This is a genomic window from Shewanella electrodiphila, assembly GCF_023283985.1.
Taxonomy (GTDB): domain Bacteria; phylum Pseudomonadota; class Gammaproteobacteria; order Enterobacterales; family Shewanellaceae; genus Shewanella; species Shewanella electrodiphila.
This window is the reverse complement of the sequence record NZ_JAKIKU010000014.1, coordinates 79,632-96,756: the sequence shown is the minus strand read 5'-3', so window position 1 is coordinate 96,756 and position 17,125 is coordinate 79,632. Positions and strand designations below refer to the sequence as shown.

At 43.1% G+C, this 17,125-nt stretch carries 14 protein-coding genes; 1 reads left to right on the top strand and 13 read right to left on the bottom strand.

Features of this window, described 5'->3' with window-relative positions:
• Positions 1-3: 3 nt before the first annotated feature.
• The 7 genes from mraY to mraZ form a co-directional block, all read right to left on the bottom strand.
• On the bottom strand, positions 4-1,086 hold the full coding sequence (gene mraY, locus L2737_RS19445) for a phospho-N-acetylmuramoyl-pentapeptide-transferase (protein ID WP_248956825.1): 1,083 nt from the start codon (positions 1,084-1,086) through the stop codon (positions 4-6).
• On the bottom strand, positions 1,087-2,460 hold the full coding sequence (locus tag L2737_RS19440; RefSeq protein WP_102526849.1) for a UDP-N-acetylmuramoyl-tripeptide--D-alanyl-D-alanine ligase: 1,374 nt from the start codon (positions 2,458-2,460) through the stop codon (positions 1,087-1,089).
• Positions 2,460-4,025: a UDP-N-acetylmuramoyl-L-alanyl-D-glutamate--2,6-diaminopimelate ligase gene (gene murE, locus L2737_RS19435; protein ID WP_248956830.1), complete on the bottom strand. Its 1,566-nt coding sequence runs from the start codon at positions 4,023-4,025 to the stop codon at positions 2,460-2,462. The genes L2737_RS19440 and murE overlap by 1 nt, the downstream gene beginning before the upstream one ends.
• The gene (locus L2737_RS19430; RefSeq protein WP_102526847.1) at positions 4,022-5,758 is read right to left on the bottom strand and encodes a peptidoglycan D,D-transpeptidase FtsI family protein; all 1,737 of its coding nucleotides are present in this window, start codon (positions 5,756-5,758) and stop codon (positions 4,022-4,024) included. The genes murE and L2737_RS19430 overlap by 4 nt, the downstream gene beginning before the upstream one ends.
• A gap of 57 nt (positions 5,759-5,815) precedes the next feature.
• Complete coding sequence (gene ftsL, locus L2737_RS19425; protein WP_102526846.1) at positions 5,816-6,130, bottom strand: cell division protein FtsL; 315 nt, start codon at positions 6,128-6,130, stop codon at positions 5,816-5,818.
• 72 nt (positions 6,131-6,202) lie between these two features.
• Complete coding sequence (gene rsmH, locus L2737_RS19420; protein ID WP_248956824.1) at positions 6,203-7,144, bottom strand: 16S rRNA (cytosine(1402)-N(4))-methyltransferase RsmH; 942 nt, start codon at positions 7,142-7,144, stop codon at positions 6,203-6,205.
• Positions 7,145-7,166: 22 nt separating this feature from the next.
• Positions 7,167-7,625, bottom strand: a complete 459-nt coding sequence (gene mraZ, locus L2737_RS19415; protein ID WP_102526873.1) for a division/cell wall cluster transcriptional repressor MraZ — start codon at positions 7,623-7,625, stop codon at positions 7,167-7,169.
• Between the two features lie 542 nt (positions 7,626-8,167).
• On the opposite strand from mraZ, the gene L2737_RS19410 reads away from it, so the two are divergent.
• Positions 8,168-8,446 carry a hypothetical protein gene (locus L2737_RS19410; protein WP_248956823.1) on the top strand — a complete coding sequence of 93 codons (279 nt, stop codon included), beginning with the start codon at positions 8,168-8,170 and terminating at the stop codon, positions 8,444-8,446.
• Between the two features lie 29 nt (positions 8,447-8,475).
• Here L2737_RS19410 and glpK read toward each other — a convergent pair whose 3' ends face one another.
• The 6 genes from glpK to leuA all read right to left on the bottom strand — a co-directional run bounded on the left by glpK (position 8,476) and on the right by leuA (position 16,944).
• Entirely contained in the window at positions 8,476-9,960 is a 1,485-nt protein-coding gene (gene glpK, locus L2737_RS19405) for a glycerol kinase GlpK (protein ID WP_248956822.1), read from the bottom strand.
• Positions 9,961-10,359: 399 nt separating this feature from the next.
• Positions 10,360-11,703 (bottom strand): outer membrane protein transport protein, encoded by a 1,344-nt coding sequence (locus L2737_RS19400; RefSeq protein ID WP_248956821.1) that lies wholly within the window; start codon positions 11,701-11,703, stop codon positions 10,360-10,362.
• 537 nt (positions 11,704-12,240) lie between these two features.
• Positions 12,241-12,846: a 3-isopropylmalate dehydratase small subunit gene (gene leuD / locus L2737_RS19395; protein WP_248956820.1), complete on the bottom strand. Its 606-nt coding sequence runs from the start codon at positions 12,844-12,846 to the stop codon at positions 12,241-12,243.
• A gap of 23 nt (positions 12,847-12,869) precedes the next feature.
• Complete coding sequence (gene leuC, locus L2737_RS19390; protein ID WP_102526840.1) at positions 12,870-14,285, bottom strand: 3-isopropylmalate dehydratase large subunit; 1,416 nt, start codon at positions 14,283-14,285, stop codon at positions 12,870-12,872.
• Positions 14,285-15,379 carry a 3-isopropylmalate dehydrogenase gene (gene leuB / locus L2737_RS19385; protein WP_248956819.1) on the bottom strand — a complete coding sequence of 365 codons (1,095 nt, stop codon included), beginning with the start codon at positions 15,377-15,379 and terminating at the stop codon, positions 14,285-14,287. The genes leuC and leuB overlap by 1 nt, the downstream gene beginning before the upstream one ends.
• Complete coding sequence (gene leuA, locus L2737_RS19380; RefSeq protein WP_102526838.1) at positions 15,376-16,944, bottom strand: 2-isopropylmalate synthase; 1,569 nt, start codon at positions 16,942-16,944, stop codon at positions 15,376-15,378. The genes leuB and leuA overlap by 4 nt, the downstream gene beginning before the upstream one ends.
• Positions 16,945-17,125: the final 181 nt, after the last annotated feature.

The following is a 17,125-nucleotide window of genomic DNA, read 5'->3' as shown; positions in this document are numbered from 1 at the left end:
TAACTACCTTAACTTAAGCGTTGCCAGTCCTAGCATCACTAGGAACAACGAAATAATCCAAAAGCGAACAATCACTCTTGGTTCTGGCCAACCTTTCAATTCGTAATGATGGTGAATTGGTGCCATTCTAAAAATACGCTGGCCGCGTAATTTGTATGAACCCACTTGTAAAATCACCGATACGGTTTCCATAACGAAAACGCCGCCCATAATCACTAATAACACTTCTTGGCGCACTAATACTGCAATGGCACCGAGTCCAGCTCCAAGAGCTAACGACCCCACATCGCCCATAAATACTTGCGCAGGGTAAGTGTTAAACCACAAAAATCCTAAACCCGCACCGACTATTGCAGTACAGACAATCACCAGCTCACCTGCATCAGGTAAATGCGGAATATGTAAGTAACTGGCAAACTGTGCATGCCCTGATAAATAGGCAATCAGTGCAAATGCCGCTGCAACCATGACTGTAGGCATGATTGCTAAACCATCAAGACCGTCGGTTAGATTTACCGCATTACTCGCACCCACTATGGTGAAATAAGCCAGTACGATATAAAGCAAACCTAATTGCGGCATGACATCTTTGAAAAACGGCACAACTAACTGTGTCTCACCAGGTAATGTCGCTGTACTGTACAAGTAAAATGCCACAGCCAAAGCGGCAATGGATTGCGATGCATATTTCCAACGCGCAATCAGACCTTTTGAATCTTTCTTAACCACTTTAAGGTAGTCATCAAGAAAACCAATACCGCCAAAGGTACCTAATACAAACAGCATCACAATGACATATCGATTGGATAAATCACCCCACAATAAAACACTGACAAAAATCCCTGCGAGTATCAGCAAACCGCCCATTGTAGGGGTACCGCGTTTACTAAAATGCGATTCTGGTCCATCATTTCTGACGACTTGTCCTATTTGCAATAACTGCAATCGCTCAATCAGTTTTGGACCAAACCATAAACTAAAAATAAGACCTGTCATAAGCCCTAAAATGGCTCTTAAGGTCAGATAAGAAAATACATTAAACCCACTGTAAAACTGGGTTAAATACTCAGCTAAATAAGCCAGCATCTAAACAAACTCCCCGCGCCTATTGGCATTTAATAACTCTTCGACCACAGTTTCCATCGCTGCGCTTCGAGAACCTTTTACTAAAATAGTTACTTGATCCGGCAACTGATTTATCTTTTCCTTTAATGCTTGAGCAAGGGAATCCGAGTCACTAAAGTGCTCAGAACCAAATGCTTTACTTGTCGATTCAGTCAGTTGACCACAACAGAACAGATCGTCAATCCCAGCAAGTTTGGCTTGTTCGCCAACCTCAAAATGCAAAAGGGCGCTATTGTCACCTAATTCGCCCAAATCTCCCAGCACTAAACACTTAAAACCTCGAGTTTGTTTTAACCAGCTAATCGCGGCATCAACAGACGTCGGGTTTGCGTTATAACTATCATCAACCAATAAAATACGACCCATTTTATGCGGCACCATACGACCTTTAACAGGTGTTAACGCACTTAACCCCGTCACAATGTCTGCGACAGGGATATTGAGTGCGATACAAATGGCGCTAGCGGCTAGTGCATTACTTACTTGATGCAAGCCAGCTAATGGAAGTTGTACTGGGTAAGATTGACCTAAAACAACTAATGAAAACTGATAACAGCCGCTATCGTCAGCAACAATATCAACCGCTTTAATATCAGCATTGACGTTTTCAGAAACTGAGAAGCTAAGTTGCTTAAATGCTGCCGCTTTAGTTGCCATAAAATCTGCAAAATCATCGTCAGCATTAATAATGGCTGTACCGTCTGGACTTAGGTGATTAAATATTTCTGATTTAGCTTGGGCTACACCTTCAATTGAACCAAAACCTTCAAGGTGAGCGCGGCCAACATTATTCACTAATGCCACCTGAGGCGTCACTAAAGATGAAGTATAATTAATTTCGCCCTGATGGTTAGCACCCAACTCAAACACACCAAATTCATGCTCTTGCGCTAATCTTAATAAGGTTAACGGCACCCCGATTTCATTATTAAAATTACCAGCAGTAAACAGCACTTTGTGATGCTGAGACAAAATTGTTGCGACGATTTCTTTCACGGTAGTTTTACCGTTAGAACCTGTTAGTGCTATCGAATATGGGTTCACTTGTTGGCGCACATAAGCACCGATAGCCCCCATCGCCTTTTGGCTGTTTTTGACAATTAGTTGAGGAATGTCGACATCCAGCTTATGTTCAACCAGTAATGCTTTAGCACCGTTTTCAATGGCTGTTGCAGCAAAACTATGGCCATCAAAGCGTAAACCTTTTAACGCAACAAAAAGGCTATTAGTGTGCATTTTTCGGCTGTCACTGGTGACGTCGTCAATAATAAGGTCAGTACCCACAAGTTGAGCATCAAGCTCAACAGCTAAGGTTGATAATCTAATATCAATCATCAAAGGCCTCCAGTGCTAACAAGAGGTTCATCTGAGGCTTCATTGCCACCTGTTAATTGCATCGCTAAAGCGCGTTCATCGTAATCAATTCTGCTACCAGCAACTTCTTGATATGTTTCATGACCTTTACCCGCTAATAAGACAATGTCGCCAGCTTTAGCTAATTGCGCCACGGATTTAATCGCATTAATTCTATCGACTTCAGTCAATGCTTGCTCTGGATGCGTTAATCCTGCAACCACATCATTGATAATACTCATCGGCTCTTCACTGCGGGCATTATCACTCGTCACCATCACTTTATCAGCAAATTGTTCAGCAGCTTGAGCCATCAAGGGGCGTTTGCCCGTATCGCGATCGCCACCACAACCAAACACGCACCATAAGGTGCCTTGGCAATGGATGCGCAGCGCTTTCAAAGCATGCTCGATGGCATCAGGAGTATGAGCATAGTCAACCACTAAGGTTGGGCCATTAGCTTGATTAAATCGCTCCATGCGTCCAGCTACAGGCGTTAAATGCGGCACTAATGAGAGTAACTCGGCCATCAAACCATCTTGGGTAGCTAAAATGTTGTCAGTACCTTGCAAATACAGTGCGCCCAGCGAAGCAACAAGATTTGATAGATTAAAGTCACCTAAAAGAGGCGAAGACAACTGATCTTTCAACATTGCTGAGCTACTGTCGTGGATATCTGCAGGATAATAAAAATCGCAGGTCACACCCGCATCATTGAAATGCATATTGTCAGTATAAAAACGCGCTAAAGGATGCTTTTTAAGGCTAAAGCCGAATATGTTGGTCGATTGCAGCGCTGTAAACCATTGTTCACCAACGGCATCATCAAGGTTCAGTAACCCATTTTTGATACAAGGGAAATTAAACAAGCGTTTTTTAGCAGCGCCATAAGCGTCCATGTCACCATGATAATCAAGGTGATCGCGGCTTAAATTAGTAAATACTGCCGTGTTAAAAGGTACTGCTTCTACACGACCTTGCACTAAACCATGACTAGACACTTCTATCGCGCAGGTGTTGACGGTTTGCTGCTGAAACTCGTGTAGTTGACGCACCAAGGTAATGGCATCAGCTGTAGTATTGCCACTATCAATCAAGCTTCCCCAAACACCATTGCCTAATGTGCCCATAACAGCCGCTTTTTGCTGTTTAAGGGTCACAAGCTGCGCAATAAGCTGACTCACTGAAGTCTTACCGTTAGTGCCAGTGACACCAATAATGGCCATTTCAGCGTTTTGTAACGGATATAGCTGTGCTGCCACTGCAGACAATTGACGGCTCAGTTGAAAAAAGGACACCAATACCGCGCCCGACTCATGGTAATTAACCTGACCATGCTCATCAGGATTGTCAGTATGAATTAATGCACCTAAAGCACCTTGCGCAATTGCTTTATTAATGAACTGGCGACCATCAACTTGATGACCAGGTAATGCCACAAATAAACAACCTTCACTGACGTCTCGGCTATCTAGAGTCATCGTTGAGACCGACTCACGGCCAGCATAATGAAACCAAGGGGCTAATAAATCACTAAGTAGCATTATTCTGCCCTCCTAGCGATTGCGGCCAGTTCAACTTTTTCTTTCTCATTTAACGGCTCAACATTGAGCATTTGTAATGCTCCAGACATAATTTTTGCAAACGCAGGGCCAGCAACATCACCACCATGATAACGATCGCCTTTTGGCTCGTTCACCACAATTGAAATCGCTAAACGCGGGTTATGTACCGGTGCTACACCCGCAAACAGTGAAACATAATCATCGCCATAACCACCTGCGATAGACTTACGGCTTGTACCTGTTTTACCTGCTATAGGGTAACCATCGATATGAGCTTGAGTGGCAGTGCCACCTCTTTCGGTGACGCCTAACATCATTTCCATGACATCTTTCGCCGTCTGCTCTGAAATCACTTGTTCACCACGAGGCGCTTGCTTTAGTTTTAAAATCGATACTGGGTACAGAACCCCGCCACTGCCTAAGGTTGCATACATTCTTGCTAACTGTAGTGGCGTTGCCGTAAGGCCATAACCATAAGATAAGGTTGCGCGTTCAAAATCAGACCAACGGCGGCGATCATGTATAAGACCAGCACTTTCACCAGCAAGGTTAATACCTGAGTAATTGCCTAAGCCCATTGATTGGTAAGTGCCCAATAATTCTTGTACTGGCATTGATAGCGAGACTTTACTGATGCCAACGTTACTGGATTTCACGAGGATCTTATCTAGAGTCATATTGCCGTAATTGATCGTATCGCGGACCTGTCGTCCACCTACACGCATCCAACCAGGAGAGGTATTAATTAATTCATCACGTTCAACCGTGCCTGCTTCTAATGCTGCTGCAACCACAAATGGCTTCACAGTCGAACCCGGCTCAAACGTATCGGTTAATGCACGATTACGCATACGATATGACTGTAAATTCTCACGTGAATTAGGGTTGTAAGATGGTGTATTGACCATCGCAAGCACTTCACCAGTAAGCACATCAAGTACCACCACTGAACCTGAGGTGGCTTGGTTAATTTCTGTTGTACGTTTAAGTTCACGATAGGCTAACTGTTGAATACGCTGATCAATGCTGAGCACTAAATCATTTGAACTTTCGCCTTCTTCAACAATATCTAGTCGTTGAACCACTTTACCATCGCGAGATTTACGCACCTTCTGCTTTGACGGTGTGCCTGTTAACCAGCTGTCATACGCATTTTCAATGCCTTCAATTCCCACGTCATCAATGTTAGTCAGGCCGACAAGCTGAGCAGCAGTTTCACCTGCAGGGTAATAACGGCGCGATTCAGACTTTAAATAAATACCGGAAATTTTTAATTGCTTAATGTATTCAGCAACTGCTGGAGTGACCTGGCGCTTCAGGTAGATAAAACGACGCTTGGGATCGCGTTGTACCTTACTCACAATTTTATCGACGGGTTCATGCAACACGTCAGCCAGTGCTTGCCAGCGGCGCATGTCTTTGAACGCATCTTTATCATGGGAGATTTTAGGATCAGCCCAAACGGCACGAACTGGCACGCTTACCGCTAACATTTCGCCGTTACGATCAGTAATTAAGCCACGTTGAACCTGGTTACTACTGGTTCTTAAGGTACGCATATCACTTTCGTGACGTAATTTATCAGGTTCAATAATTTGAATATAAGCCGCGCGAGCAATCAACGCCGTAAATAGAAGCAACACAAAGCCAACCACAACGAATAATCGCCATGGAATTAGCTCTGGGTTTAACTTACGTTTGGCTTGTCTGCTCATAGTTATATTCGAGTCACTTACCCAACAATCCTTATTTAATGAAGTCTCTCACTCAATTTACTGCAACCGAATAACCACTTCTTCTTTTGGTAACGGTCGCACCATTTTTAAATCTTTAGTGGCAATCCTCGTCACACGGCTATGTTCTGACTTAGATTGCTCTTCTAACAACAAGTTACGCCATTCAATATCTAACCTATCGCGCTCTTGTAATAGATGATCCATTTGTGAGGTTAATTTGCGCGTAGCATGACTGGTATAGACCACCCCAACTGCATTACTCAGCACAACTATCGACATTAATAAAATCCACTTATGTCGCCAGATATCGGCAAGCACAATACGTGATAATTTTATCGATGATTGCCCCAAGTTAACCCCATTTTGTTCTTTATATGGCCGAGTTAAACACCGTAAAATAGTGCTTAATGTTCAATTTTAATATTAGTAATCAAGACGCTGCGCAACACGTAACACCGAACTACGTGAACGTGGATTTTGCTCAATTTCAATATCCGAAGGCTTCATGGCCTTACCGATTGCTTTCAGTTTTCTTGATTTATTGATTTCAGCTTCAGTGATAGGCAGGCCATGTGGCACGCTCGCACCTTGGCTATTCTTACGAATGAAACGTTTCACCATTCTGTCTTCTAACGAATGGAAGCTGATCACTGATAAACGTCCTTCTGGCGCTAATACAGAAACAGCACCTTCTAGTGCTTGTTCAATCTGCTCCAGCTCGCTATTGATATAAATACGAATAGCTTGGAACACTCGCGTAGCAGGATGTTTATTACGCTCTTTATTTTTAGTAATTCGCGCAATTAAATCGGCTAAATCTTTAGTTCTTAAAAACGGTGTTTCATCACGATCTGCAGCAATACAACGGGCAATATGGCGAGAGTTTTTCTCTTCACCATAGGTTCTAAAGACCCATGCCATATCTTCAATTTCTGCTTTGGCAATCCACTGCGCTGCCGTTTGACCTTGGCTATTATCCATACGCATATCTAATGGGCCATCACGTAGGAAACTAAAGCCACGCTCAGCATCATCTAATTGAGGTGATGACACACCTAAATCAAGTAACACACCATCAATTTTGCCTTTAAGGCCAAGCTCAGTAACGTAATCCGCTAACTGGCCAAATCCACCATGAACAATTTGAAAACGTGGATCGTCAGCAAACTGTTTCGCAGCTTCAATCGCTTGCGGATCGCGATCAATTGCTATTAAACGACCGTTTTCACCGAGTTGACTCAGCACATGCCTAGAATGACCACCACGTCCAAAAGTGCCATCGATATAGATGCCATCTTCATGGATATTCAAACCATCAACGGTTTCTTTCAGTAGTACAGATAAATGGGCAAATTCTTGGCTCATCAGACTCTTCTTAATTGGTTATTTATAATGAAAAATTCGCTAATCTTTCATGGCTAGCGAGATCTTCAGCTTGGATCAACTCATGGCTTTCATCCATTTGTACCTGCCAAGCTGCTTCATCCCACAATTCAAACTTATTCAATAAGCCCACCAGCATGGTTTTCTTTTGTAACCCTGCATACTGTCTTAAAGCTGGAGGAACGAGCGCACGTCCATTGCCATCTAACTCACATTCATGAGCGTGGCCTAGTAATCTTCGTTTCATGGAACGTTCAACTTTGTCGGTGTCAGATAGTTGCAGTAACTTCGCCTCTATCAACTCCCACTCGTGGATCGGATAGATCAATAAACAATGTGATTGGATATCTACCGTGATAACAACAATGCCTTCGTGCTCGGCGCGCAAGGATTCTCGGTATCGCATTGGAATAGCGATCCGACCTTTTGCATCCATATTTATCGCACTAGCACCCCGAAACACTGCCATCGATTCCTATTAATTGTTATTAAAATTCCCACAAATATCCACAATTCCCCACAACCCTTAAGTTTAGGGATACAACACAAGTATTGTCAAGGGATGAGAACATTAATTAAATCCAGTTCTGAAGCGGGTTAGCAGCAAATTATAATTAGGTTGTTTCAGGTGGAGAAAAGTGGCTTTTAGGCGGGTAAATGAACGAAACCATAGACATAACAGCATTCATATCAGTAATAAATGTGGGGAATATGATCTAAATTGTGACTATTTTCATATAAAAATAACAATAGGGATCGATCTCAGCAGATTTATTTATTAATAAATATCCATCCAATGTGTGATAGGTCACTTTTAACGTATAAATTGTGCCAGTCATTTAAGGTTGACTGCCAAATTGTTATTAACAACTAGACTGTGGCTTTTGTCGGGCTGCTACTAAGCGTACTATACTAAAATAGATTAAATAATAATCAGCAATGGCCGATATAAAGTTAACAGCCAGTCCGTGTCAGTAAAACAACTATCGCAATAAGGAGGTCAACATGAGTTTAGATAGCATATATGCCATTGTCGCTAGGCCACCTAGACAAGTTGACGGTGTGAAAAGAAAGGTAAACAAAGTTGGTAATAGTGACTCTATTGCTGCTGACAGTCATGAAGATCCACAATCACAACTGCCCGCAGATAATCCATCTGTGAAAAAACAGTCCACAAAAGCGCAATTAGCTCGAGAGCAATCTATTCAAGAGCACCCTAGTCATGAGCAATCTGCTCAAGATGCTGATTCCCCTTATATCAAGCACATTGATATCGAAGTGTAGCCATACTCCCTTAATTGATATCATTAATCTTATGCTGACATGGTTTTTTTCACTGCCTTTTTCCACCCCAAATAAAGTTGCTCTCGGGTAGAGGATGGCATTTGAGCGCTAAATTGTTTATCCGTCACAGCGATATTTTTAAGCTCATCAGTTGATTGCCAAAACCCAACCGCCAAACCCGCTAAAAATGCGGCGCCCATTGCGGTAGTTTCAGTCACTTGGGGACGGATAACATCAACATCACTGATATCAGCCTGAAACTGCATCAAAAAATCATTGGCAACAGCGCCGCCATCGACTCTGATTTGTTTCAGTGCAACACCCGAATCTTGGCTCATCGCTTCAAGTAAATCCTTACTTTGATACGCTATTGCTTCTAATGCCGCACGTATAATATGACTTCGGTTAACGCCTCGGGTTAATCCAACAATGGCCCCTCGGGCATCGGCATCCCAATATGGTGCACCTAGCCCAACAAAAGCGGGCACTAAATACACCCCATTAGTATCCGAGACTTTATTAGCAAAATACTCTGTATCTTGTGCGTCTTGAATTAAGCCCATTTCATCCCGCAACCACTGAATAACCGCGCCGCCCATAAAGACAGCACCTTCCAAAGCGTAATTCACCGATAAATCAGCACCAATACCAATCGTAGTTAATAAGCCATGGGTCGACGTAACGGCTTTATCGCCAGTATTCATCAGTAAGAAACAGCCAGTACCATAAGTATTTTTTGCCATACCAGGCTCAAAACACAGCTGACCAAATAAAGCAGATTGCTGATCGCCTGCCATACCAGCCACGGCAATCTCGCCACCCGCAATACTCGTTGTACCGTAAACCGCACACGATGGTTTCACTTCAGGTAACATTGCACGGGGAATACCAAAGGCATTTAACAGTTTTTCATCCCATTGCTGCTGATGAATATTGAATAGCATGGTACGAGATGCATTTGTTGGCTCAGTGACATGGACTTTTCCTTTGGTGAGTTTCCACACCAACCAAGTATCAATTGTGCCAAACAATAAATCTCCCGCTTCAGCCTGTTCCCGCGCGCCTTCAACATTGTCTAATAGCCACTTAATTTTACTGGCCGAAAAATAAGGATCTAACACTAGGCCTGTTGATGACTTAATATCATCTTCTAAGCCATCAGCTTTAAATTGCTGACAAATGGCTTGGCTACGACGACATTGCCACACAATGGCATTGTGAATAGGTTTACCCGTGTGCTTGTTCCACACAACTGTCGTTTCGCGCTGATTAGTAATCCCAATAGCCGCAACATCATCACCACTGATCCCTGCCCTTGCGAGTACTTCAATTAATGATGAACTTTGTGAAGACCAGATTTCCATTGGATCATGCTCAACCCAGCCTGCTTGAGGATATATTTGAGTAAACTCACGCTGAGATACTGCCACCATATTGGCTTTATGATCGAAAACAATGGCTCTTGAACTGGTGGTACCTTGATCGAGCGCGATAACATATTTCTTTGAATTCATTTTTTGCCTTTCAATACCGAAGGTGCATTGTAATTAATGCTAGCACCATGTTCACTTCATCATAATAAGTTAAGACGGATATCGACTAATCACAAGTCACTTGTAACAAGGCGATTAATAATGTGATGAATTCAACACTCCATAATAGGTAACTAACCACACAACTCAGCATAGAACTCACCATAGAATGCGGAATTTAGCGCAATAAAAAGCCCCGCAATTGCGAGGCTTTAAATGAATCTAGCGTAATGGGCTAACTCATTACATTTTGTAGCTAAGTTGAATACCCGCTAACCACACAACTCAGCATGCAACTCACCATAGAATGCGGAATCTAGCGCAATAAAAAGCCCCGCAATTGCGAGGCTTTAAATGAATCTAGCGTAATGGGCTAACTCATTACATTTTGTAGCTAAGTTGAATACCCGCTAACCATACGTCAGCTTCAACATCGCCGCTGTAGTTAACCGACGCTAAACCCAATAAATCTTGTGTTTCATTGATTGGCGCATCACCGATACCTTTAAGGTAAGTCACAGCAAAATCAACGGTTAAGTTTTTAGTCGCTTGGTAGCCTGCACCCGCACTGAACCATAAGCGGTCAGAATCAGGAATCGTTGTCGAACGGTATTCGTCTTGAGCAGCGCCTTTATCTAAAGCCATACCACCACGCACTAACCACTTGTCGTTAAGTTGATAAGTCGTGCCTAAAGCAAAGCGCCAGTTGTCTTTAAAGTTTTCTTCTTTAACTAAATCAGAATCAAGGTCGCCAGTCGGCTTGTTTTCGCCAGGGAAATAAGCCACTAACTCTTCAAAAACGCTCCACTGAGTCCAGTTAACACTGGCGTGCATTGCCCAGTTATCAGTGAACTGATGATGAGAAGCTAACTCAGCAAAAGCAGGTAGCTCAATCGGTAAGTAACCTTCGATGTAAACGTCTTGGCCGCCATCATAAAGTAAACCTGAAGCCTCGCCATCAAGTTCTAACTCAACACCGCTATGATAAGCAAAACCGACACGGTGAGTTTCGTTAATCTGCCAGCTAGTACCTAATTGCCAGCCAAACGCGATATCATCACCTTCCATGTATTTAAGGCTTGCACCAGCATCAGGCAACATTGGCGCTAAATCTGGCACAGCTTGCTTAACACCATCAATCCAACCTGGCATTGATGCGCCAACATGACCTTCGCCATATACAACACGTAAACCTGCACCGACACTGAATGCTTCATTGATTTTGTAAGCAATGTTCGGGTTGAATTCAACGGTAGTAATACCGGTTTCTGAACCAAAAATTGCTGCAGCATGGTTAGCATCTAATTCTGTTGCTAATCCATAATTAGAGTTCACAGCTAAACCCCAAGTCCACTGATCATTCAGCTGATTTGAGTAATAAAAATTTGGCACTACAGCGTTACCAGCAATATCGATAGCATCTGCTGGCACCATAACAGGAGCGTCACCTAATAATGGAGAAGAAATACTGACATCACCCATCACATCAACATTTGGCATCACGTAAATCGCACCACCAGAAAGCTGACGACCTTCAAGGTACGTTAACATTGCAGGGTTTCTTGCTTGAGCCGCAGCATTATCAGCCATAGCTGCTTCACCAGCAAAAGCACGACCTAAACCAGTCGAAGAATATTCAGCTAACTGGAATCCAGCAGCATTCACTTGAGTCGTTGCCCCGAAAAGCATGGCACTAACGGCCACAGTCAATATTGTCTTTTTCATTATTAGTCTCTGTTTATAGCAAATCTTATGTTTGCCTAATCTCTTACATCATTAGAGCAATTGCTCAATTTGAAATCGCGGCAAGTTTACTGATGCAGAATAAATTTACAACCAAAAGCCTTAAAACAGAGTAAATAACTACAATTTGATAATTAAGAAACATTTTAAGTGACGTGTATCACACAATTTTTAATGAAAATGATGCGTTTTCAAAAAATTATTCGCTAAGCTCGGTGCGATACAAAAACAAAACAATAGTTAAACTGTTATTTTTCATATGGATATAAAGTTAAAAATGTAAAACACTGGTTCGCTTAAACTGCCAGTGAATTCAGCTAAGCTTTTGACAAAAGACACCAATACAAATATTAAACCTTTAAATACAGTAAGATAAAGTACAACCATTTTATGGTGCCAATAAAAAAGCCTCAACTGATAGCAGTAGAGGCTTTGTCTAATATAATCTTGGTACACGTGTACGCTCAATATTCCATTTTATAATGGAATGACTTTTAAAAGCGTATTTAAGTCATAAAACTAACCACGCCAAGTTGGAATAGCGGCTTCATATTCAGTAATTGCTTGAGCATATTCAAGCGTTAAGCCAATCGCATCTAATCCATTTAATAGCTTATGTCTTGCTGATTCTGCAATAGTGAAACTAAACACACTGCCTGACGGTGAAGTCACAGTGAGTGATTCTAAGTTCACCGTAATTTCCGCACCTTCACTCGCCTCCACTTCAGCCATGAGCTGATTAACTTGCTCATGGGTAAGTTTGACAGGCAACAAACCATTGTTGATTGAATTACCGTAAAAAATATCCGCAAATGTCGGCGCAATAACCACTCGTAAACCGAAATCTGCTAATGCCCATGGCGCATGTTCACGACTCGAGCCACAACCAAAGTTTTCTTGTGCTAAAAGGACTGACGCACCTTTATAGCGAGGTAAATTCAGCGAAAATGTTGGGTTATCTTGCTCACCCGCTTCATCTAAATAACGCCAGTCATGAAATAAGTGCACTCCAAAACCGTCGCGAGTCACTTTCGATAAAAACTGCTTAGGAATAATTTGATCGGTATCGATGTTCGCACTATCAATAGCAACCGCTAAGCCTGTGTGTTCTGTAAAAGCTTGCATCTGTTTGTCCTTTTGCTTGACCGTTAGTAAGGCTTACGAATATCAACAAAGTGACCAGCAATAGCAGCTGCGGCTGCCATAGCTGGGCTCACTAAGTGAGTTCGACTACCACGGCCTTGTCGACCTTCGAAGTTACGATTACTGGTTGATGCGCAGCGATCGCCCGCTTCTAAACGGTCATCATTCATTGCTAAACACATTGAGCAGCCCGGTAAGCGCCATTCAAACCCTGCTTCTAGGAACACTTTATCTAAGCCTTCAGCTTCAGCTTGTAGCTTAACTTGACCAGAGCCCGGCACCACAATCGCCACAACGCCATCAGCAACCTTGCGATCTTTTGCATGATAAGCAGCAGCACGTAAATCCTCGATACGGGAGTTAGTACACGATCCGATAAACACCTTATTAATTGGAATATCGACCATTTTAGTCCCTGACGTTAGGCCAATGTACTTTAGTGCTTTTTCCATACTGCCACGTACAGTGGCATTAGACTCTGTGGCTGGGTTTGGCACTTCTGCATCAATAGGCACGACTTGGCCTGGGTTAGTACCCCAAGTTAATTGCGGGGCAATATCTGCAGCTTCTAATACCACTTCAGCATCAAACTGAGCACCTGCATCTGTTTTCAGTGCAGTCCAATCTTTTACGGCTTGTTCCCAGTCATCACCTTTAGGTGAAAATTCACGGCCTTCAAGATAATCAAACGTGGTTTGATCAGGTGCAACCATACCCGCTTTAGCGCCCATTTCGATGGCCATGTTACATAAGGTCATGCGGCCTTCCATTGATAAAGCTTCAATGGCTTCACCACAAAACTCGACAACATAGCCTGTGCCGCCATCCATGCCTAAGCGACCAATGATAGCGAGTACGATGTCTTTAGCAGTAATCCCTTCGGTTACATTGCCACGTACTTCCACTTTCATGGTTTTCGCTTTAAGTTGACGCAGGGTTTGCGTGGCTAATACATGTTCAACTTCAGAAGTACCAATACCAAATGCTAAAGCGCCAAATGCACCGTGAGTCGCAGTATGCGAGTCTCCACACACAATGACCGTGCCCGGTAAGGTGATTCCAAGTTCAGGCCCCATTACATGGACAATACCTTGGTTTGGATGGTGAATGTCGTAAAGCTTGACGCCAAACTCTTTACAGTTTTGCGCTAAGGTTTCCACTTGAATACGTGCCATTGGGCTCATGGCATCTAAGCTTGCGCTCAAGGTAGAGATGTTATGATCCATAGTGGCAAAGGTTTTTTCTGGCGCACGTAGTTTTCTACCCGCCGTTTTCAACCCACTAAAAGCTTGTGGTGACGTCACCTCATGTACCAAATGACGATCCACATAAATAATCGGCGCTTCTGCTTCTGGCGAAGCTAACACATGAGCATCCCATACTTTTTCATATAAGGTTTGCGCTGAAACTTGATTGGCCATTAGACACCTTCCTTAACAGCATTTGCGATAAAGTCGCCCATTTCTGAGGTCGATTTCGCATTGTGACGCTCATCGCTACTTAATAACTCACCGGTCAAATACCCTGCCGACAATGCTTTACTCACCGCACGTTCAATTGCACTAGCTGCATCTTCAAGTTTTAAACTGTGACGAAGTAACAATGCCGCCGATAAAATTTGCGCCACAGGATTTGCAATACCTTGTCCTGCAATATCAGGTGCACTGCCACCAGCAGGCTCATACATACCAAAACCTGAACTGTTTAAACTGGCTGATGACAATAAACCCATCGAGCCGGTCAACATGGCAATTTCATCTGAAATGATGTCGCCAAATAAGTTTGAACATAACATCACGTCAAATTCATTCGGACGACGTAATAACTGCATCGTCGCGTTATCAATGTAGATATGCTCAAGCTCAACATCAGGAAAATCTTGCGCCACGCCTTCAACCACTTCACGCCATAGCACTGAACACGCAAGTACATTGGCTTTATCTACCGAAGTGACTTTTTTACTGCGACCTTGGGCGGCTTCAAATGCAATACGTGCAATACGTTCGATTTCACGGCGGCTGTAACGCATAGTATCGAAGGCTTCTTCATCAGCGCCTTCACCTTGGCGCCCTTTTGGCTTACCAAAATAAATACCGCCAGTTAATTCACGTACACAAAGCACATCAAACCCACGAGATGAAATATCGCTGCGCAGCGGAGACATATGCTCAAGGCCTGCATGCAGTTTGGCTGGGCGTAAATTACAGAATAAATCAAAGTGACCACGTAATGGTAAAAGTGCGCCACGTTCAGGCTGATCGTTTGGTGCTAAATGCTCCCACTTAGGACCACCGACACTACCAAACAATACTGCGTCAGAAGCTTCACACCCCTTAAGGGTCGAATCAGGCAGCGGACAACCATGGTTATCAATGGCGATACCACCGACATCGTACTCAGCATATTCAATGTCTAGTTCAAATCTGGCTTCAACTTCTTTTAACACCTTACGTGCTTCAGCCATAACTTCTGGACCAATACCATCACCTGCTAATACTGCTACTTGATAACTCATACTCCACCTAACTCCCTATCTTTATGAATCTGTTGTTTATAATTGGCGACCTTATCTGCGCGGTATGTCAAATTCATCACATGCACTAACGCTTGTGCTGAAGACTCAACCACATCTGTCGCTAGACCAACACCGTGGAATGTCTGCTTATTGTACTCAGCAGTTATATCCACTTGACCTAATGCATTTTGGCCTTCGCCTTTTGCACCTAATTTGTAATTAGTAATATTGATGGTGCGGCCAGTAGCGCGAGCTATCGCGTTATACGCCGCATCAACTGGACCGTTACCGGTCGCAGCCTCTGTAATTTCTTTACCATCCACGATGATGCGAACCGTTGCCGTTGCGACACCTTCTGTCGAATCTGAATGCACCATTAGGTGCTCTAATGAATAGTTATCATCGTCTTGAGATTGCGCTTCCATAAACACCAATGCTTCAAGATCGTAATCAAACACTTGGCCTTTTTTATCTGCCAAGTTTAAAAACTGTTCGTACAAGGTATCCATATCGTAATCAGTTGCCTTGTAGCCCATTTCTTCCATACGGTGCTTAATCACGTGACGGCCTGAACGAGAGGTCATGTTTAAGTTATTACGATTTAAACCAATGCTTTCTGGCGTCATAATCTCGTAGGTATTTTTCGCTTTAAGCATGCCATCTTGGTGAATACCTGAAGAATGAGAGAATGCATTGGTGCCCACCACCGCTTTATTAGCTTGGATTGGCATATTACATAACTGACTGACAAGCGATGAGGTGCGGTGGATTTCTTTTGCATTGATATTGCTTTCAAGCCCTAGCAAATTCTTGCGCGTAGCAAGGATCATCGCGATTTCTTCTAATGAACAGTTACCTGCACGCTCACCAATACCGTTAACCGTACATTCAATTTGACGTGCGCCGTGTTCAACGGCAGTAATCGAGTTAGCAACCGATAAACCTAAGTCATCATGACAATGCACTGAGATAACCGCTTGGTCGATATTTGGGACACGGTTGAATAAAGTTTGAATGATGCCACCAAACTCACTTGGTACTGTGTAGCCCACAGTGTCAGGAATATTAATCGTGCGCGCGCCTGCTTTAATTGCTTGCTCTACCATGCGGCACAAGTTATCAATTGGTGTACGTCCAGCATCTTCACAAGAAAACTCAACATCATCAGTAAAACGGCGCGCATATTTAACCGCGCTCACGGCCATTTCTAGTACATCATCAAAAGAGCGCTTTAATTTGCTCTCTACGTGAATCGTTGAAGTTGAAATAAAGGTGTGAATACGGAACTGATCTGCAACAGACATTGCTTGCGCTGCAGCATCGATATCTTTTTCTAATGCACGGGACAAAGCACACACGCGGCTATTTTTAATTGTCTTCGCAATAGTTTGTACCGACTGGAAATCACCAGGTGATGAAACAGGAAAACCGACTTCCATAACATCAACACCTAAACGTTCAAGCGCCAGTGCGATTTGCAGTTTTTCTTTGACCGTTAAACTCGCTGCTAACGCCTGCTCGCCGTCTCTCAATGTAGTATCAAATATTATGACTCTATTGGACATCAGTTTTCTCCATCGAACCTATTGTTCAAGTAAAAGTTTGTTCGCTTAGCTAACGATTTAATCCCATCTTTCTGGTCGTACTTAAATCCAATTCGTTAGCTGTATTTGTTCGTTCAATTTGTTGCTTTAATTGGTCTGTTTTTAAAATCAATCGGTTCTAGAAACAAAAAACCCCGCGGCT

Bases quoted from the DNA above. Each gene is read 5' to 3' on its own strand.
- mraY (WP_248956825.1), bottom strand. From the start codon at position 1,086: ATGCTGGCTTATTTAGCTGAGTATTTAACCCAGTTTTACAGTGGGTTT.
- L2737_RS19440 (WP_102526849.1), bottom strand. From the start codon at position 2,460: ATGATTGATATTAGATTATCAACCTTAGCTGTTGAGCTTGATGCTCAA.
- L2737_RS19430 (WP_102526847.1), bottom strand. From the start codon at position 5,758: ATGAGCAGACAAGCCAAACGTAAGTTAAACCCAGAGCTAATTCCATGG.
- rsmH (WP_248956824.1), bottom strand. From the start codon at position 7,144: ATGAGCCAAGAATTTGCCCATTTATCTGTACTACTGAAAGAAACCGTT.
- L2737_RS19410 (WP_248956823.1), top strand. From the start codon at position 8,168: ATGAGTTTAGATAGCATATATGCCATTGTCGCTAGGCCACCTAGACAA.
- glpK (WP_248956822.1), bottom strand. From the start codon at position 9,960: ATGAATTCAAAGAAATATGTTATCGCGCTCGATCAAGGTACCACCAGT.
- L2737_RS19400 (WP_248956821.1), bottom strand. From the start codon at position 11,703: ATGAAAAAGACAATATTGACTGTGGCCGTTAGTGCCATGCTTTTCGGG.
- leuD (WP_248956820.1), bottom strand. From the start codon at position 12,846: ATGCAAGCTTTTACAGAACACACAGGCTTAGCGGTTGCTATTGATAGT.
- leuC (WP_102526840.1), bottom strand. From the start codon at position 14,285: ATGGCCAATCAAGTTTCAGCGCAAACCTTATATGAAAAAGTATGGGAT.
- leuB (WP_248956819.1), bottom strand. From the start codon at position 15,379: ATGAGTTATCAAGTAGCAGTATTAGCAGGTGATGGTATTGGTCCAGAA.
- leuA (WP_102526838.1), bottom strand. From the start codon at position 16,944: ATGTCCAATAGAGTCATAATATTTGATACTACATTGAGAGACGGCGAG.